We start from the raw sequence: 18,606 nt of genomic DNA on the forward strand, positions 1-18,606 counted from the left end.
AACTTGTCATCTTTGCCGACCGCGACGAAAGACCCCAACGAGCACGCCAAACACGCGTTGGCGGACTACAAATCGATGACCAGCGAGCAGCTGATCGAGCGGATCACGGCGGTGCGAGAGGAGTTTGGCGATCGATTGTTGATACTCGGTCACCACTATCAGCAAGACGAAGTGGTCGAGCACACGGACCTCCGTGGCGATAGTTATCAACTGTCCCAAATGGCCGCCGAAAGCGATGCGTGCCGAACGATCGTTTTCTGTGGCGTTCACTTCATGGCCGAGACCGCAGACATCCTGGCCAATCGTCCGGAAAAGCTCGATCAACGCGGTGAACGCGTCCGTGTGATTTTGCCGGACATGGCCGCGGGCTGTTCGATGGCAGATATGGCTGCGATCAATCAAGTCGAAGCGGCCTGGCAAGACATGTCGGAAATCATCGATACCGAACGTGTGATTCCGGTGACGTACATCAATAGCGCCGCCAGCTTGAAAGCGTTTTGCGGACGCAACGGCGGCATCGTTTGTACCAGCAGCAACGCACGTGCTGTGTTGGAATGGGCATTCGAACGGGGCGATCGCGTGTTCTTTTTCCCCGACCAGCACTTGGGACGTAACACCTCGCTGAAGATGGGCATCACCGAAGACCAGATGCCGGTTTGGGATCCGTATGAACTGGAATTGGGTGGCAACGACGAAGCGGCAATCGAAAACAGCCGTGTCATCCTTTGGAAAGGACACTGCAGTGTGCACCAAATGTTCCGCCCTGAACACGTCGACATGTTTCGCAAGCAGCATCCCGGGATCAAGATTCTGGTCCACCCCGAATGCCCGCGAAACGTCAACGACATCGCTGACCTGTCGGGCAGTACCGGATTCATTATTAAGGCGGTGCGTGAAGCCGAACCAGGAACCAAGTGGGCGATCGGAACCGAGTTGCACCTCGTCAATCGATTAAAGGCAGAGCACCCCGAGCAAGAGATTCATTTTCTCAGTCCTGTCCTTTGTATGTGTGCGACGATGTATCGAATCGACTTGCCGCACCTTTGTTGGTCTTTGGAGAACCTTCGCGACGGCACCCCGGTGAACACGATCGAAGTGGATCCCGAAGTGGCCAAGTGGAGCTTGGTTGCGCTCGAACGTATGTTGGCGGTCAAATAGGTACCGCATCAAAGCTGGGATTGCACGAACTATGCTTCGCTTACATGACGACCTTGGCGAGCATCTAGGATCTCGATGTGCCCCTGCTGAACTTGGATGAAGACTCTTCTGTGCCGACAACGAAATCAAAAAGAAAGTCTGCGAGTGCGGACGCGACAATCTCACTACGCGGATGCCGTGTTCACAACTTGAAAGATATCGATCTCGACTTGCCAAGAGGAAAGTTGATCGCGTTTTGCGGACTCTCCGGCAGCGGGAAAACGTCTCTGGCACTCGATACGTTGTATGCCGAAGGCCAGCGTTGCTATATCGAAAGCTTTTCGGCGTATACGCGGCAGTTTCTGCAGCGACTCGACAAGCCCGACTGTGACTCCATCACTGGCATCCCGCCTGCCGTCGCAGTCACGCGGGCGAGCGGATCGAAGAACAACCGTAGTACCGTTGCCACCGCGACCGAGATTGCCGATCACTTGCGTTTGTTGTTCGCCAAGTGCGCGACGTTGTACTGTGTCGGATGTGGCAAGCCGGTCACTGCGGATGATCCAACAAGCGCCGCCGAATCACTGCACGCCAGCGGCAAACGGGCGATGATCGGTTTTCCGATTTGGCTACCCGATCGAAAGTCGGGTGGTGAGATTTTGCTGGGGCTTCAGCAAGACGGTTTTGTGCGGATCATTGTCGACGGAGTCTCATTTCACTTGTCCGATTCGGACCGAGCTGAGCTTGCCAAGAAGATCCCTAAAAGCGGCATCGAGTGTATCGTCGTGGTCGATCGCGTCTCGCCGGAGAGCGACCTCGGGCGATTGACCGAATCGATCGAAACGGCGATGGGGGAAGGTCACGGTCGGGCGGTGATCTTGACCGAACTTGTGAGTGACGGTGACGTCGTTCGCGAAGGCCCGGCAGTGTTGGGCAAATTCATGTCCGTTGATGGCCGATCCTTTGAAAGGTCCATCATTAGTGACAGCCGGCGTTGCGACGATTGCGATCTTGACTATCCCGACCCGGTGCCGCGGTTATTCAATTTCAACAACCCTCTGGGCGCGTGCGAAAAATGCGAAGGCTTTGGCGAGCTCGTTGAGTTTGACATGGATTTGGTCGTGCCCGACAAGTCCGTTTCGATCCGTGACGGTGCGATCGCCCCGTGGAGTACGCCGGCTTACTCGCATGAGCTCGAAGAGTTATTGGATTTGGCCGATGACTATGATGTTCCCGTCGATGTTCCGTTTTCCAAGCTCACCAAAAAACAACTCCGCGTCGTCACCGAAGGCGTGCGTGAGCGCAAGTTTGGTGGACTCGATGGTTTTTTCGCATGGCTAGAACGCAAAAAGTACAAGATGCACGTGCGAGTGTTTGCCTCGCGCTACCGCAGCTATCGGACCTGCGACGCGTGTGACGGGAAACGCTTCAAGCCAACAGCCCTGGCCTATCGGGTTGGTGACAAGTCAGTCGCCGATTTGTTGTCGATGAGTGCCGCCGACGTCGCTGCGTATTTCGACCAAACACCGCTCGGTGCCAAGCAGCAAGAAATCGCCAAGGAACCAATGCGTCAAATCGATGATCGCATCGGTTATCTACGATCAGTTGGATTGGGGTACTTGGAACTTGATCGGCCGCTGCGGACTTTGTCTGGTGGTGAAACGCAGCGTGTCGCACTGACCAGTGCTTTGGGCGGCGACTTGGTCAACATGCTGTACGTGTTGGACGAACCGACGGCGGGGCTGCACCCGGTGGATGTCGAAGCGTTGGTTGATTGTGTTCGCAAGCTTTGCGACCGTGGCAACACCGTGATCGTTGTTGAACACAACGAGATCATGATCAAGCAAGCGGATCATGTGGTTGAGATCGGACCAGGGGCAGGGGCACGTGGCGGAGAAGTTGTCTTTCAGGGGACCTCGAAGGCTTTGCTGAAAGAGACGGACAGCTTGACCGGTCAATATTTGACTGGAAAGCGTGGTACGACGCTCCGTTCACATACTCCTCGTGAACCACATGGCAAAATTTCGCTTTGTGGTGCTTCCGGACACAACCTACAAAACGTCGACGTCGAAATCCCGCTTGGCGTATTGTGCGTCGTTACTGGTGTTTCTGGCAGCGGAAAGAGCTCGCTGGTCCAAGACACGTTGCTTGCCGCGATTCAGCAACGCAAGTTGGGACAAACGGTTAAGCCATTGCCGTTCGAATCGATCACCGGTCTTGGGCAGATCCAGGACTGTGTGGCAGTGGATCAATCGCCGATCAGCCGTTCGCCGCGAAGCTGCCCAGTGACGTTTTTGAAAGCGTTCGATCCGATCCGCAAGGTTTTTGCCGAGAGCCCCGAAGCAAAGGCGAGAGGTCTGACCGCAAGTCACTTCACGTTTAACAGCAGCAAGGGACAGTGCCCTGCATGCGAAGGCGCGGGCGTGCAACAGATCGACATGCAGTTTTTGGCGGATGTCGCGATGCAGTGTCCGGAGTGTCGTGGGACACGATTTCGGGACGACATTTTAAAAGTCCGCTATCGAGATCGTACCATTGCCGACGTCTTGGCGATGACGGCGCAAGAAGCCTATGAATTTTTCCGTGGAGCGGCAAAAGTCCAGGCAAGACTGAAACGGATGATCGATGTTGGCATTGGATATTTGCCACTCGGGCAATCCGCGACCACGCTCTCCAGTGGCGAGGGCCAGCGATTAAAGCTTGCCGCATTCTTGGCATCGGCGAGTCGAAAGAAGACTCTGTTTGTCATGGATGAACCGACGACCGGTTTGCACTTCGATGACTTGGTACGGCTGGTCGATTGCTTTGATGCCTTGATCGCCGACGGGCATTCGCTGCTAGTGGTCGAGCACAATCCGTTGCTGATGCTTTCGGCAGACCACATTATTGACCTGGGGCCGGGAGCCGGTAAGCACGGCGGTCAGGTCGTTGCGGTTGGAACCCCCGAACAGCTACGCCAAAACTCGAAAAGCCAAACGGGTCGGATTCTGAGCTTTTGACAATGGGCAGCCGCTGGAGTGTTGGCCGCCGTTTCAGCGAGTCAAAACCCACTGCCAAAGTCGATCGCGTCGGGTAAACTCATCGCTCGCACGAACGATGAACCAAACAAAAACCGGAGACCGGTCCGATGGCACACAGTTACGAAGATTTGGCGAAGATGATCGACCACTCGTTGTTGCATCCAACAATGACGGACAAAGTGCTCGACGAAGGGATCGCACTCGCGCTCGCGTATGATGTCGCAAGCGTTTGCATCATGCCCTACTACCTGAAACGCTGTGCCGAACTGTTGGCCGGAAGTACCGTCCAGGCGTCCACGACCATCGGATTCCCGCACGGTGGCCACACGACGGCAATGAAAGTCGCCGAAACCGAGCAGGCGATCAAAGACGGCTGCCAAGAATTTGACATGGTCGTCAACATTTCCAAAGTCCTTAGCGGTGACTGGGACTACGTGACGGCCGACATCAAAGCCGTGATCGAACCGGTCCACGCGGCCGGCCAAAAGGTGAAGGTGATCTTCGAAAACTGTTATCTCGAAGACAGTCAGAAAATCAAACTCTGCGAGATCTGCAACGAACTGAACGCCGATTGGGTCAAAACCTCCACGGGCTATGGGACCGGTGGTGCGACTATGGAAGACCTAACGCTGATGCGGAAGCATGCGGCAGATCATGTGCAAGTCAAAGCCGCAGGCGGTGTTCGCGATGCGGAAACGTTGATCAAAGTCCGTGAAATGGGTGTCAGCCGCGTCGGTGCCAGCAAGACCAAACCGATGCTCGACGAAGTCCGCAAGAACCTCGGCTTACCCGAAATCAACGTCGCCGACATCGCCAACCCAAGCGGCTACTAAGCGTCGCTGTCACCGTAGTGGACGAGGCGACGAGTCCCATCGCTACTAACTGCCACCGTAGTGGACGAGGCGACGAGTCCCATAGCTGCTAGCCGTCGCTGCCACCGTGGTGGACGAGGCGACGAGTCCCATCGCTGCGCTCGGACCCTGACCGCTCGGTCGATCCATTTTCAAGCCTTGCTTCGCATCGAAAGACGCTGACGCAGGGCGTCCAGCAGCACCGCCAAGATGATCACGCCACCGGTGACAACCTGTTTGATCGCATCATCCACTCCCATCTGGGCCAGCCCAGATTGAAGCACGGCGATGATCAAGACTCCGATAAACGACGCGATCACGCTGCCACGTCCTCCCATCAAACTGGTCCCACCAATCACGCATGCCGCGATTGCTGAAAGTTCTAACCCACGTGCCGCGTTGGGGTCGGACGTTAGCAGTCGGCCCGTATGCGAAATCGCAGCCAGGCCGCAAAGCAACCCACTGATCGCAAACGTCGCGACAAAGATCGGCGCTGTTCGAATACCGCTCATCTTCACCGCTTCGCGGTTGGTGCCGATCGCCACGCAATATCTGCCATAGACGGTTTGCGTCAGCAGGAATTGGGCGATCAACACGGTCGAGATTGCGATCAGGAATGACGGGGACAAAGCCAACCATTCGATCGGTTCGCCAAACCATTCGAATCGGCTGCCGATGTAGATGGATTGTGAGGCGGTGATCAGTTTTGTCCCACCCCGCGCCATTTCGAGCATCCCGAGGGTGACGATAAACGATGGGATCGCAAACCAGGCGGAAACAAAGCCGCTCAAGAATCCACAGACGGTCGTCGCTAACAGACAAAGACCGACCGCGCTGATGAGTCCAAGTTCATAATCCGTCATTGCAACGCCGATTACCGCGGCGCCAAGTGCTAGCAGTGATCCGACGGAAAGGTCGATGCCTCCGACGATCAGCACCAATGTCATTCCAACAGAGACGAAGATCAAATCGGGACTGCTATTGGCGATCGTCAGGGCCGTTTGCACTCGAAAGAAGTTTTCAGTCAAACTCGAAAACAAGATCACCAAAATCGCCAGCACGGCTAAAAGTCCGGCGTACTCAACGACGGACTTTATGACGTGACGATGCAGTCCAGTGATTGGTCGACCAGAGGCGGCCAAAGATTCAGTTTGATTCATTGTTGGACTCCTACGGGCGAGTGCGGAGGCCTTTCAAAGCTGGCTTGTAAGATCAAATCCTCACTCCATTCGCCTCGCGAGAACGTCCGAATGAGTTGTCCCTGGTTCATGACCGCAATCCGATCACAGGTTTCGAACAACTCATCCAAATCACTGCTGACAATCACGATGCCTTTGCCTGTCGACGCGATCTCATCGAGCAGTTGGTAGATTCGACGCCGCGCCCCGACATCGATCCCCCGTGTCGGTTCATCAAAGAGATAGACGTCTGCATCACTCGAAAGCCATTTCGAAATCACCACTTTTTGTTGGTTCCCACCGCTAAGTGTGCCGGCCAGTTGATCGTCACTGGTGCAGCGAGTTTGCAGCTGTTTACAAAGTTGCTGGGACACGGTGCCTTCGCGAGTTTGTTGAATCAAACCCAACCGCGAAAAACGTTGGCGAAGCGAGGCGAGTGAAACATTGTGACGAATCGATTGCGACAACAGCAAACCGTTGTCTTTGCGATCTTCGGTCACCATCGCGAGACCAGACTGCACCGCGTGGCGTGGATGCCGGAACCGCTGCGGAAATCGGTTGCCGACTTGAACAGCGCCGGATTCGGCAACATCTGCGCCAAAGATGGCCCGCAACAGTTCTGTCCGACCGCTGCCGACCAATCCAGTGATGCCAAACTTTTCACCGCACTTGACCGAGAACGAGAAGTCACGAACGATGCCACAACTCAGCGATCGGACCTGCAAGGCCGAAGGTTGATCGTCCGCTATAAAACTTTTGAACGGATGCAGCGTGATATGTCCCGGTGACTCTCTTGCAACGTTCTGCTTCCCGCTCATCAAATCGACCATGTCATCCGTCGAAAGGTTGTCGACGGATTCCGTTCCGACGCAGCGGCCATCACGCAATACGGTCACGCGATCAGCCATCCGTTTGACTTCGTCGAGTCGGTGAGAGATATAGATCATCCCTACGCCACGCTGCTTGAGAACGTCGAGTTGTTCGAACAGACGTTCCGTTTCGGCCCCGGAGAGAGCTGCGGTGGGTTCATCCAGAATCAAAAGTTTGCATTGGCGTGCCAATGCGGCTGCGATTTCGACCATCTGCCTTTGGCCGACGCCAAGCTTCGATACTGGTATCGCCGGATCAAGATGCTCGAGTCCCAGCCGTGACAGTGCTTCCGTCGATTGTTGGCGGAGTTCATTTCGCCGGATGATTCCGGCGCCTGCGGCAGACACGACAGAAACAGATTCTCGGCGATACTGAGTGTCGGTATCAGGTTCAGTTCTTGCTGGATGATCTGAACCCCGGCAGCTTCCGCAGATTGTTTGTTCGCCGGGCGATAGGAACTGCCGTCAAGTGACATCGAACCCGAGGTCGATGACGTGAGTCCGGCAATCATCTTGCACAGCGTACTCTTCCCGGCGCCATTGGCACCTAGTAACGCATGAAGTTCACCGTCGCGAAGTTCGAACGACGCTTCGTGCAATACAGTGACTTTGCCGTATTGCTTGGTCAGTTGATGTGTCGAAAGGAGTTGGCCCACGCCATCATTCCTTCGTCGTTTCCGCCAACGATTCGGCGGTCACAAGGTCAACGGGCGTCTCGGTGTCCGTCGCCGGCTCATCCGGGTTTTGGAGATGTTTCATCGCAAGCTCGATCCCAAAGACAGCTTGTTGATCGGCGTATTGGTCCGCAGTTGCGAGGACTTTGCCCGACATCAAGGCGTCTTGGATTGCGGTGATGTTATCAAAGCCGACGATTAGTACTTCGTCCGATTTGCCAGCAGCTTTGACGGCAGCGATGGCACCGAGCGCCATCGAGTCGTTAGCAGCGAGAATCGCTTTCAGTTGTGGATGTTCGCTTAGGATCGATGAGGCGACCGTGTTGGCCTGGCTCATTTCCCACTGAGCGCTCTGCTTGGAAACAATGTCGGCCCCTAACTCGTTCATCGCGTCTTCAAACCCGGCAACACGTTGCTGCGAGTTGGCAGCCGTTTGAATGCCTTCCAAGATCGCGACTTCGTCACCTTTTTGCAGTCGCTTGGCCAAGTATTCAGCGACCTTTTTGGCACCGCTACGATTATCGGGGCCGGCAAATGGGATCGAGATGCCCTCGGCGGTAAGGACTTCGCGATCCAGTTGGTTGTCGATGTTAACGACAACGATGCCTTGTTTGATTGCCTTACGAAGTGCCGGGGCGAGTGCTTTGGAGTCTGCCGGTGCGATCACGATGGCATTCACGCCAGCGGCGACCATTTCGTCGACCAAGGCGACTTGGCCACTCAAGTCTGTTTCGTCTTTGATCCCGTTGACGATCAACGTGTACTGATCGGAATTCTGTTCAGCATGGTTGCGAGCCCCGTTGGCCATCGTCGAGAAATACTCGTTGGCCAGTGACTTCATGATGAGTGCAATCTTCGGTTTGCCGCCGGGTGCAACCGAGGTTTCACTTGATGTTGTGTCTCGAGAGCAACCGATAGCAAGAGCGCACGTGAGCACCATTAAAAACGCAAATGGCTTTGCGATTCGAATTCGCATGACGAGATAGGCGGGAGTGGGGAGGGGCGGGGAGGAAGCCAAAGACAGGCTTTGCCGATTTTATCAGACCTGGGTACGGCGTTGTGCATTCAGGGCTGCGATTTGTTCAACCTGTGCGGCGGTTGGGAGGCTCGGTTGTGCACCGGCAACCGAGGCGGCCAGCGCTCCGGCGACATTCGCAAAGCGTATCGCTTCTGGAAGCGACAGCCCCATCGCGAGCCGCACGGCCAATGTCCCGGCAAAGGCGTCTCCTGCCGCTGTCGTGTCAACAGCTTCGATTCGATGGCTTTCGATCAGCATCGTTTGTGTCCCATCATGGACCACTGTTCCGACTTCGCCCATGGTAATGATGGCGATCGCCGCACCCAGTTCGTGCAGTCGTTCGGCAAGCTTCTTTGCCTGTTCGATGTTGTCACAAGAACGACCGGTGAGGATCGCGGCTTCCGATTCGTTTGGACAGATCACGTCGACGTTTAGCAGCGTCGGTGGCAGTGTGATTGCAGGTGCTGGGTCCAAGATAACTTTGACGCCACTCTCTTTGGCAACTTGAATCGCGGCCTCGACCGCGTCGAAAGGCGTTTCGAGTTGAACCATCAACACGTCGCTTTGCCGAATGAGATCGCCATGACGTATGACATCATCGACGGTGACTTGCCCATTGGCCCCCGGAACGACGATGATCGAGTTTTCGCCGCTCCGTTCGACCGCGACGATTGCAACTCCAGATGGCGACGAACCAGTCACCTGAACGCCATCGCAGTTCACGTTTTCGTTCTCAAGATGCTGTAGCAACTGGTTGCCAAAGCCGTCATCGCCGACACGTCCGATCATGTGCACCTCGCCTCCCGCACGGACTGCGGCGACGGCTTGGTTGGCGCCCTTTCCGCCAGGAATTTCATCAAACGAACCGGCGCTAATTGTCTGTCCGGGCGTCGGCAGTTTTGCGCAGCGGACGACCAAATCCATGTTGATCGAACCGAGGACAGCGATTTTGGGGCGACGAGAGGTTGTCGCGGTCAGGTCCGAGTTTTGGGAAGAAGTCATAGCAGGCGGGCGGCGATGGGGCGTGTCGGAGGGGAGGGCGAGTGAGCGAATGACGGCAGGGTGGCGATGCAGTGTAATGGATGGGAGAACGACACTGTCCCACTGGTCAATTCGTGGGCAATTCGCGATGCTGTGGTCTACACATTCGCATCTGATTCCTCACATTTTTGCCTGTCGTCCGATGATGGAAATTTGGCCCGCTATTGACCTTCGCCACGGTAAACCAGTTCGCTTGCGTCAGGGCGACTATGACCAGCAAACGATTTTCGGCGATGATCCGGTCGAGTTCGCGATCAAATGGAAAGAATTAGGCGCCAAACGCCTGCACTTGGTCGACTTGGACGCGGCACGTGGCGACGACCCCACCGCAAACCGTGAAGCCGTTCGGCGAATCGTTGCCGAGACGGGGTTGCCCTGCCAAATGGGCGGCGGCGTGCGCGATGAAAAGGCGATCGAAGCCCTGTTGGAAATCGGCTTAGCGCGATTGGTTGTCGGATCGGCAGCGTTGAAACGGCCGGAGTGGTTCGCCAACATGTGCGACACGTTCCCAGGAAAGCTCGCCGCTGGGATCGATGCTCGCGACGGGATGGTTGCGACCGATGGTTGGCTGGAAACGAGCACCACGCCTGCGGTGGAACTCGCGCAGCAATTGCGAGAAAAGACGGCCAATATCGCCGCGATTATCTACACCGACATTGCACGCGACGGAATGATGAGTGGTCCGAACTTCGATGGACTTCGCCAAATGTCGGATGCGACCGACATTCCCTTGGTCGCTAGCGGTGGCGTGACTGATTACAACGACGTCACAAAGCTGGTCGAAATGGGGATGCCCGCAGCAATCGTTGGGCGATCAATCTATGATGGAGTGATGCAACTGGATCAAGTCATCGAGATCGCCGGAGACCATTAATCGGATGTCCCTTTTGTTTCGCAATCGATGTGCCATCGCCGTGACGATTGTCGGCTGTCTTCTGTTCGCCGTCCGTCTTCCCAACAAAACGCTCGCACAATCGATCGACGCGGAACAACCACCCGCTGCGGCACCAAAGTACAACTTGCTGCCGCCTCGTGGGATCGAAATCGACTCGCCATCGCGGCAAGCACTTCAAAAACGTTTGGACGAATTGTCCGCAACACTTGATGAGGCTGCGAACCGTTCTGTAGATGCCGCGACATGGCGGCCGCATGTGGCGGTTCTTCTACGCGCGGTTCGCTTGGCAATCACCCAAGACCTGTTCTACAAGACGTCGCAAGTCGACGACGCCAACAAGTTGCTCGATGAAGCGAACCGTCGAATCGCTGCTGCGACGGATGGGAAACGCGGATTGGAGTTGCTCGGTTTTGATCCGGATAACGATTCGCTTGCCCAGCCACTCGTTGGCGGCTTTGTTTCGCGGATCGATGATTCGTTTCAACCGTTCGGTGTGGTTGTACCGGCCGGATACAACAGCAAGCCAGCTTCGACGCCATACCGCTTGGACGTTTGGTTGCACGGCCGCGGTGACAAGACCACCGAGATTCCATTTTTGTCCGAACGGATGACCAAGGTGGGGCAATACGCTCCGGAAGATACGTTTGTTCTGCACCCTTTTGGGCGGCACTGCAACGCGTTCAAGTTCGCTGGCGAAACCGACGTTTACGAATCGATCGATGCGATGAAGGACTTGGTGCCTGTCGATTCGCAACGTGTTTCGATCCGTGGCTTTTCGATGGGCGGGGCAGGCTGTTGGCATTTAGCCGTGCATGATCCGACGCATTGGATGGCTGCCAACCCGGGGGCCGGTTTCGTCGACACAATCGTCTATCAAGGCTGGACGAAGGCGACGCCTTTTGAAGTCACGCCGACAATGCAAAAACTGTTTCGCTGGTACGACGTTTTGCCTTGGGTGGAGAACCTAAACGACACCCGTGTCGTCGCTTACAGTGGCGAGGTCGACAAACAGAAACGAGCTGCGGATCGCGTTGTCGAACAAGCGAGAATCTGGGATTCAAATTTCCCTATGTGATCGGGGCTGGCATGGGGCACAAGATCGACAAGGATTCCGCAGCCGCGATTGATACACAACTCGCTACGTGGGCCAAAAAAGTCACAACCTTGCCGGAGCCGAAGCTTCAATTTACGACGTACACGCTGCGTTACAACACGGCAGGTTGGGTGCGTGTCACCGGGATGCAGGAGCACTGGACCGCGGCCACGGTCGAGGCGTCGATCGAAGCGAATGAAGGTCGCATCGAGTTGAATACGACCGGCGTGACGCACCTGGAATTAGATTTCTCCCGATCGGGTTGGGCTGGCCCACTGACAGGAATCGACTTGTCGATTGACGGTGAAAAGCTCGATGTCGTCGATAGCGGCAATCAACCTGGATTCCAATGCCGTTTGGCAAAGCTTTCGTCGGGTGATTGGGTGGTGGAGCACTTCCGAACCAAGGAACTCCGCAAACGCCCGGGACTGCAAGGTCCGATTGATGACGCGTTTTGCGATCGTTTTGTCATCGTTTTGCCCAGTCGTCCTGCACGTCATGGTCGTGTGCAACGCTGGATTGATCGTGAGACGGAATACCTGCAGCAGCGCTGGCAACGATTGATGCGTGGTGACGTGCAAGTGGTGACCGATCGCGAGTTGACCGATGACCAGATCGCAACGAGCCACTTGATTTGTTTCGGTGACTTTTCGAGCAATCGATATCTGTTTAACGTCGCCGATTCGCTACCGATCCGCTGGACACGCAACGAGCTCGTGGTTGCAGACGAAACGTTTGACCCTGCGAACCATGCACCCGTGTTCTGCTATCCCAATCCACTGAATCCAGATCGATATCTGGTCGTGAATAGTGGGATGACGTTTCGTGAGTTTTCCAACGTCAGCAACAGCCGGCAAGTCGCGATGCTACCGGACTTCGCAGTCATCGATGTGACCGACCAAGACGACTCGATCTATCCCGGAACGATCGTCAAGCAGGGCTTCTTTAACGAGCAATGGCAGCTCGAACAGTAACTCTGCGAACCGGGCATGGGTACATGACAAAAAAAAGCGGCCTGGCGGGAACGCGATCCCGCCGAAGCCGCTTTGCAAAATTTTGATTTGATCGGTCGCTAGGCCCGACCGGTTCAGACTAGACCCACTCTTGCTTGGTCGGTTTGACGACCACTTCGGGGACGTTCGCACGAGGTGGCAGGGCGCAGATGGTCGCGACGACTTCTGCGATGTCTTCCGGCTGCAGAATCGAATCCTTGTGCTCTTGTGAGACCGGTGCGGGGCGGTTGTCCAGGATTGGCGTGTTGACTTCGCCCGGGTAGACGTTGGTGATGCGAACGCCTTCGTTGCGGACTTCGTTGCTGATCGCGGTTCCAAGTGCGGTCATCGCAAACTTGCTGGCACAATACACCACGCCGCCCAAGGTGATAGCGCGTTTGCCGGCGACCGAAGAAATGTTGACGACCAAGCCGTCGTGGCGTTCACGCATCGCGGGTAGAACTTCGTAAATGCAACGATAAGCACCGCTCGCGTTGATTTGCATCACGCGGTCCCAGTCTTCTGGGGACATCTCAGCCATCGTGCGTTTTTGAATATTGATGCCAGCGCTGTTGACCAGGATGTCGGGATCGCCGAAGTGCGACTTCACGGCGGCGAAAAACGCTTTGACGCTGTCGGTATCGGCGACATCGATCGTGTGGCAAAAGACGGGAGTTTCCGACTCAATCGCCCCGGCAACGGTTTCCAGCTTTTCGATTCGACGGCCACCGATCGCAACGCGGCAACCCAGGCTTGCCAGCTTCTTCGCGATGCCTTCTCCAATCCCGGTTCCGCCGCCGGTGATAGCGACGATTTTTCCTTTCAACTCACTCACTGAGAATACCTACGTTTGCTGAGCAAAAAAAATGTGGTTTTGTGTGTGGATGTCGGGACTGTTTCCGCGTTAGGCAGGTGTCCCTGGTCCGTGTGCGCGTTGCTTTGGCCAAAGAGCGACCGCAGACAAAGGGCGATTATCACCGGTCTGGCAAGCGTTGAAACGCCTTGTCGGGGGGCCGGTCGTGTCTTCTAAGCCATGCTTCCGCCGCCGAGCGTCTCTGCCCCATTCGCTCCGGCGGGGGCATGCTTAGTATCTCGATCACCGACAGTTGTCGCAATGATGGCAAGCGTCGCCGCGTAGAGAACGTTTGTCGTTAAAATACCGACCAAAACGCTCCATGCGATCATCATCGATACGCCGGCCTTGCGAGTGCGATGGTGCCACGCCAAGTACAGCCCAATCGGCAACAGTGCCACCAGGATGAGGGTCAGGCATTCGTAGACGAAGGGCGTTTCAAACCAGCTGCCTCGCACGTCAATAAACCGATCTTCGCTGGGGGCCACCAAGGCGTACGCTCCTGTCCCATTCCACCATACGGGGCTGGCCAGCATCGTGGCGGTGGTCATTACCGCGATCAACGTTGTTTGGCATGCCAGCAATCGCTTGGCAAAAGTCGTCCGCCAACTTTGGGGCAATGTTGTTTCCGATGAAAGCTTGCGTCCGGTTAACGGTGCCAAGATCAACGCGGCCAATGAAATGCTGATCAAGGGTTCGGCGACTCCGGCGATGAGGACGGTTCGGTTGGCCCATCCGACAAACCAAATCCATGTTGCCAGTGCCAACCCGCCTTGCTGAGCGAAGGTACGAATTGGTTTGGGAAATCCAGTGCCCATGCGATTGGCGAATGCCAGCCAAAGCGAAAGGATCGTTCCGGCGATCAAGTAAATTCGATAGACCCAGGCATTTTCGGACAGGCTGCTGCCTTGGAACGTCGCATCCCAAATGAACAGCGGCGAAACCATCCAGCTCGCTTCGCGAGTTAGTTCGGCGGTGCGAAAGAACTCGGCCAAGTTCGTCGTGCTGGCTGGTGCGCCCGCCGGATACCAGGTCGATACGTCAACGAGTGACGAAATGAAGTACATTGCCGTCACGAGTCCGAGGCCGATTTGGGTGACTGCGATCGAGCGTACGGGACTGGGTTGGAACCAGAATCGGTTCCACGACGACTGTTGATCGGATTTGCTTGCGGTCTTTTTCATTGAGCTGCCTCGCGTTCGGTGCGTGGCGAGGTGGTCAAGCGTTGGGATTCGATTGAGACCAAATTGATTTGCTCACCGTCGCGAACGACGCGAGCCAGATAGGCGGGGCCGGCGGCGTCTTGTTCGGCAGTGGTTAGCTGTGTCGGAAGTCGCACAATTCGAACCGCACCGATGGTCTTATCGGCTCGTATCAACGGCATTAGAAGCGCTGCCGCGAGTGATCGCTGATCGGATTCCGAGAGTGTTGCCGCCAGCGTCATCCACTTGTTGTACCGGTCCCAAGCGGCAAGTCCGGGAATGCCTGAAGGGTCAACGGTGGTCCATTCGGTTTGCGAGTCAATCGTCAGCGGAACGCGTGGTTTAGTCGACGCGACTTGCAGTCGGTGTGGTTGCTCGTCGGGTGTCGCATGTGCCAAGTAGAACCGGCGTCCATCGGCAGCAAAGTGAGTACCGCGAAGATACGGGGCGAGTGTATCGAGCAGCGAGCTCTGCAGTGCGGAGGGCTCGATGATCGCCGAGTAGGACACAAACAATGCGACTAAATGAGCGACTGCAAAAACGCCCAGGATGTTGCGAACCAAGGGCGATGGCAACGGTGAATCGGCAGGGGATTGGAACGTCGGCGTCGTGTCCGAATTGGATTCGCCACCATCGGTTTGTTTGCCGACAGGCTTCGTCTCCGAAGGCGAATGTTCGGCTGTCGAATCGGATGCTTGCGAGCGACTTGGGGGCGGTTTGCGGCGAGCCATCGAGGCGTTCGGTTCTCTGGCGATCAGTTGGATAAAAAATTCGAAAGACGCATGCTGGGGGCGATAGGTTACCCGTTTGAACGGCGTCGGAAAATGCACTCCTGCGATAGGTCGTCGAACCCGGCGGATTTCAGACCCAAAATGGAGGTTTTCAGCAGTCAAACGCAACGCGGGTCGACGTACGAACGTGGAAAATACACCGATTGCCCGGGTTGCCCCAGCTGACGATGGGGGCCAGGGCTAGAAAGTTTTCCGGAAGAAAAAACGGACCGTTGACCGAACTTTAATTGGCGGATACAGTCATTGAATCTGGCGGAGCAACTTGTTGCGTCCCGCTTCAGACGGTGGGTGTAGCTCAGTTGGTTAGAGCACTGGATTGTGGTTCCAGATGTCGCCGGTTCGAACCCGGTCATCCACCCTTCTTTCCCATACCGCTACTCGGCGGTGAGCCCCGTCGATCGTTTGTTAGCGGTGTGACTATTCGATCTGTCGAATGATCTCCCCAGAACTCTCACGCGATGCTTCCGGACGTCTGGCGATCACGCTGTTCGATGTCCCGATGGAGTCGTTCCTCGAATTGACGAGTGAAATCCAAGCGACATTCGCGTTGGAAGCCGACAGTCTGCCTCGCAGCAACTTGGCTGACCGTTCGGTCATAACACTTCGTCGAGGTGAAGCAAGAATCGAAACCGCATGGGACAATTGGTCTGGTTTTATCGTGACCAGTTTGAACGAGTCCTCCGATGCGCTCGTCAACGAAATCTATGCTTGGTTTGGCACGGCGTGACTACGGCTTGCGGTGTTCGATTTGCCACTGGCCGCTTTCGAGTCCCAGGAACGTTGCCATCGCTTCGACTTCTGATTCGGAATGCGATCGAAACGTTTTGTCGCGTGGTCGTTTCCTGTGGTATCCAAACTCGACATTCAAACGTCGATCGGCGACCGAAGCGTTCGCCCAACCGATCACGTTGTCTCGGTACAGCACCGGCATCGCGTAATAGCCACGTTGCCGTTTCGCCGCCGGGACATAGGCTTCGAAGCGATAGTCCCAGTCCCACAAATGGTTGAACCGTTCACGATCACGAACCAGTGGATCAAATGGGGCAAGAATTCGGACTTGATCCGGGATTTCCTCTGCTTGCCAAGCGTCTCGGATCCAAAGGTATCGCACACCATCGACTTCGATGTGTTGTAAGCTGCCTAAGTCAACCAATGAATCGATCACAGCCACACGTTCTTTCCGCGTGGCGAGCAGATGGTTGTGATAACGCAGTTCCGAAACCAAAAATCGCTGTGTCGTCGGGCCAAAAACATGCGCGGTCGCAAGCACAAGGTTGCGATAGCGTGACAATGAATCGACCGACGATGGATTGCCGTCGTCAGGAACTTGATAGATCCGGATGCCATTTTCGCGTCGGCAAACTCGCAAGTAGCCGTGATGATGCAAGTGATCGAGCACTTGCTTTGACGCACGTGACTTGCCGCCCCAGTAATTTGTGACTGATTCTTGGCCGAATCGCTCGTCCAAGTGACGCGGATGGGCTTCGCCCAGTTCCGCAACGGCATCAAGGATTTCACGTTCGAGTTTCTTCAGTCGGCCTTTGGGACGCCAACGCAAATCTTGCCAGACATCCGGTGTCATAAAACCGTATGCGAACAAGAAACCTTCTTCCGCGTTCAGATCCGGAAACGATTGTTCTAGGTCACCGGCGCTGTACGTTACCACCCGTTGGCGAAGCATCAGATCTTGTGCCCTTGCCGGCGAACGGATCGGGTCGGCTTGCACAAACTTCATCGACTCGAGCGCTTCGCGAAGGCCGGTGAACTGGGGAAATGACCCTGCGACGACACGGTTGCGAAATGTTTTGCGGCTTATTCGCTCGATGCTACTCATCCCATCAATCTAACCACGAGCAGCTGTTTTGTTCAATCTGCGTTACTGCTGTGACGCGATGGATTGGACCTCGTTTCCGTGGCGTGTCCAGCTCGCATGCCAGAGGTTGATATCCACCGAGTCGGTGACGAACTGGACACTGCCGTCCGCCAAGCAGACCATTCCGCCACCGGGGTGATAGCTGCGAACTGAATTAATTTTGGCCGAGCGGTTGGCAATGTCGGGTACTGGGGAGTTTGGCCCCATGCGACCGCAAAGCAGCGGACCATTCGGGTCGCAGCCACGGAGCCAATACAGATGTCGGCCGCCATTCCAGCCGGTACTTTGGGCGAAGACGTAGTCCGTGTCTTTCGCGTCCAATGCGGCCAGCAATGTGTCGTCCGTATTCGCGGACGCTCGGTAGCGTTGTGTCGTATTTCGGTTTTCGGCAAGATCAGTCAGTGTACCGCCCGGACCGCGAATGGTTTCGCCAAATGCGATCGTATGAGTTGTCCCGTCCAATAGACTCGCAAAGCGGATCTTTGCATTCACCCAACAAAGACCGTCGGACGCACCGAATGACGGGTGAAACATTTTGTCCATGCCGCTGCCGTGGTTCATGCCATAGTTCGTGCCCGCAATGGTCAGTGGCGCGCCGGAAGGCATTTCGATGGTGTGCGTTGCCGGTTCGGGATCGCTTGGACAAAGGTACGTTGGGATCGCTTTCCCCGCGGCCTCGTGAAGTGCGTCGGGTAAATCGAATCGTGGGTGCCCGAGTTGAACGCTGAAGTCGATCAGGTTTGCGACATCGGCTTTCTCGAGGTACGGCAATAACTTTGCCATCGGCGAGTAATCGTTCGGGTAGCCAATGCCATCGAATCCCGCATTGGGGAAATGTTCTCGATAAGTCGATGCATAGTTGTGAAGTGCCAAGCCAACCTGTTTCAAGTTGTTGCTACACGACATGCGCCGCGCCGCTTCCCGTGCAGCTTGGACGGCGGGGAGCAACAGTCCGACCAAGATTCCGATGATCGCGATCACGACCAAAAGTTCGACAAGCGTGAAGCCGGGGCGGGAGCGACTTGCATCGGCAGCAATCAGTTTTGGTGTAGGTGGTTGAAGATCGGAGGGCATCGTATCAATTGTGTTCGAGGAGGGGCGTGCGCGTTGCACGCTGGT

General features: G+C 55.9%; 17 protein-coding genes and 1 tRNA gene. 8 read left to right on the plus strand and 10 right to left on the minus strand.

Translation table 11 applies throughout. The features are described from left to right. Positions 1–12: 12 nt before the first annotated feature. The 3 genes from nadA (at position 13) to deoC (ending at position 4,990) form a co-directional block, all read left to right on the plus strand. Positions 13–1,158, plus strand: a complete 1,146-nt coding sequence (nadA, locus tag CGZ80_RS00595) for a quinolinate synthase NadA (RefSeq protein ID WP_409994529.1) — start codon at positions 13–15, stop codon at positions 1,156–1,158. 110 nt (positions 1,159–1,268) lie between these two features. Beyond that, positions 1,269–4,136 (plus strand): excinuclease ABC subunit UvrA, encoded by a 2,868-nt coding sequence (gene uvrA, locus CGZ80_RS00600; RefSeq protein ID WP_094410883.1) that lies wholly within the window; start codon positions 1,269–1,271, stop codon positions 4,134–4,136. A 128-nt stretch (positions 4,137–4,264) separates the two neighbouring features. Beyond that, a complete protein-coding gene (gene deoC / locus CGZ80_RS00605; RefSeq protein ID WP_094410834.1) occupies positions 4,265–4,990 on the plus strand; it encodes a deoxyribose-phosphate aldolase in 726 nt (241 codons plus the stop codon). Between the two features lie 170 nt (positions 4,991–5,160). Here the strand turns inward: deoC and CGZ80_RS00610 are convergent, their stop codons facing one another. The 5 genes from CGZ80_RS00610 to rbsK all read right to left on the minus strand — a co-directional run bounded on the left by CGZ80_RS00610 (position 5,161) and on the right by rbsK (position 9,749). Beyond that, positions 5,161–6,168: an ABC transporter permease gene (locus tag CGZ80_RS00610; RefSeq protein WP_094410835.1), complete on the minus strand. Its 1,008-nt coding sequence runs from the start codon at positions 6,166–6,168 to the stop codon at positions 5,161–5,163. After that, positions 6,165–7,268, minus strand: a complete 1,104-nt coding sequence (locus CGZ80_RS00615; protein ID WP_409994525.1) for a sugar ABC transporter ATP-binding protein — start codon at positions 7,266–7,268, stop codon at positions 6,165–6,167. Before CGZ80_RS00615 ends, CGZ80_RS00610 begins: the two co-directional genes overlap by 4 nt. Then, positions 7,223–7,711, minus strand: a complete 489-nt coding sequence (locus CGZ80_RS29180; RefSeq protein ID WP_409994526.1) for an ATP-binding cassette domain-containing protein — start codon at positions 7,709–7,711, stop codon at positions 7,223–7,225. Before CGZ80_RS29180 ends, CGZ80_RS00615 begins: the two co-directional genes overlap by 46 nt. Before the next feature lie 4 nt (positions 7,712–7,715). Beyond that, on the minus strand, positions 7,716–8,705 hold the full coding sequence (locus CGZ80_RS00620; protein WP_094410836.1) for a sugar ABC transporter substrate-binding protein: 990 nt from the start codon (positions 8,703–8,705) through the stop codon (positions 7,716–7,718). A 63-nt stretch (positions 8,706–8,768) separates the two neighbouring features. Beyond that, complete coding sequence (gene rbsK, locus CGZ80_RS00625) at positions 8,769–9,749, minus strand: ribokinase (RefSeq protein WP_094410837.1); 981 nt, start codon at positions 9,747–9,749, stop codon at positions 8,769–8,771. Positions 9,750–9,933: 184 nt separating this feature from the next. On the opposite strand from rbsK, the gene hisA reads away from it, so the two are divergent. From hisA to CGZ80_RS00640, 3 genes are read left to right on the plus strand one after another with little or no spacing between them, the layout of a single operon-like run. Then, positions 9,934–10,662 (plus strand): 1-(5-phosphoribosyl)-5-[(5-phosphoribosylamino)methylideneamino]imidazole-4-carboxamide isomerase, encoded by a 729-nt coding sequence (gene hisA, locus CGZ80_RS00630; protein ID WP_094410884.1) that lies wholly within the window; start codon positions 9,934–9,936, stop codon positions 10,660–10,662. A gap of 4 nt (positions 10,663–10,666) precedes the next feature. After that, positions 10,667–11,758, plus strand: coding sequence for a prolyl oligopeptidase family serine peptidase (locus tag CGZ80_RS00635; protein ID WP_094410838.1), 1,092 nt, complete (start codon positions 10,667–10,669; stop codon positions 11,756–11,758). A gap of 11 nt (positions 11,759–11,769) precedes the next feature. Continuing rightward, positions 11,770–12,750: a hypothetical protein gene (locus tag CGZ80_RS00640; protein ID WP_094410839.1), complete on the plus strand. Its 981-nt coding sequence runs from the start codon at positions 11,770–11,772 to the stop codon at positions 12,748–12,750. 118 nt (positions 12,751–12,868) lie between these two features. Here CGZ80_RS00640 and CGZ80_RS00645 read toward each other — a convergent pair whose 3' ends face one another. The 3 genes from CGZ80_RS00645 to CGZ80_RS00655 all read right to left on the minus strand — a co-directional run bounded on the left by CGZ80_RS00645 (position 12,869) and on the right by CGZ80_RS00655 (position 15,554). After that, the gene (locus CGZ80_RS00645; protein ID WP_094410840.1) at positions 12,869–13,603 is read right to left on the minus strand and encodes an SDR family oxidoreductase; all 735 of its coding nucleotides are present in this window, start codon (positions 13,601–13,603) and stop codon (positions 12,869–12,871) included. A gap of 191 nt (positions 13,604–13,794) precedes the next feature. After that, complete coding sequence (locus CGZ80_RS00650) at positions 13,795–14,805, minus strand: hypothetical protein (RefSeq protein WP_094410841.1); 1,011 nt, start codon at positions 14,803–14,805, stop codon at positions 13,795–13,797. Continuing rightward, positions 14,802–15,554, minus strand: coding sequence for a hypothetical protein (locus CGZ80_RS00655; RefSeq protein WP_143543673.1), 753 nt, complete (start codon positions 15,552–15,554; stop codon positions 14,802–14,804). Before CGZ80_RS00655 ends, CGZ80_RS00650 begins: the two co-directional genes overlap by 4 nt. A gap of 344 nt (positions 15,555–15,898) precedes the next feature. Here CGZ80_RS00655 and CGZ80_RS00660 point away from each other — a divergent pair. Beyond that, positions 15,899–15,972, plus strand: a tRNA-His gene (locus tag CGZ80_RS00660). Between the two features lie 75 nt (positions 15,973–16,047). Beyond that, on the plus strand, positions 16,048–16,341 hold the full coding sequence (locus tag CGZ80_RS00665) for a hypothetical protein (RefSeq protein WP_094410843.1): 294 nt from the start codon (positions 16,048–16,050) through the stop codon (positions 16,339–16,341). Here the strand turns inward: CGZ80_RS00665 and CGZ80_RS00670 are convergent, their stop codons facing one another. Next, the gene (locus CGZ80_RS00670; RefSeq protein ID WP_158222496.1) at positions 16,342–17,349 is read right to left on the minus strand and encodes a DNA glycosylase AlkZ-like family protein; all 1,008 of its coding nucleotides are present in this window, start codon (positions 17,347–17,349) and stop codon (positions 16,342–16,344) included. 141 nt (positions 17,350–17,490) lie between these two features. Beyond that, on the minus strand, positions 17,491–18,561 hold the full coding sequence (locus tag CGZ80_RS00675) for a DUF1559 domain-containing protein (RefSeq protein WP_094410885.1): 1,071 nt from the start codon (positions 18,559–18,561) through the stop codon (positions 17,491–17,493). Positions 18,562–18,606: the final 45 nt, after the last annotated feature.

Source organism: Rhodopirellula sp. MGV (assembly GCF_002251265.1).
Taxonomy (GTDB): domain Bacteria; phylum Planctomycetota; class Planctomycetia; order Pirellulales; family Pirellulaceae; genus Stieleria; species Stieleria baltica_A.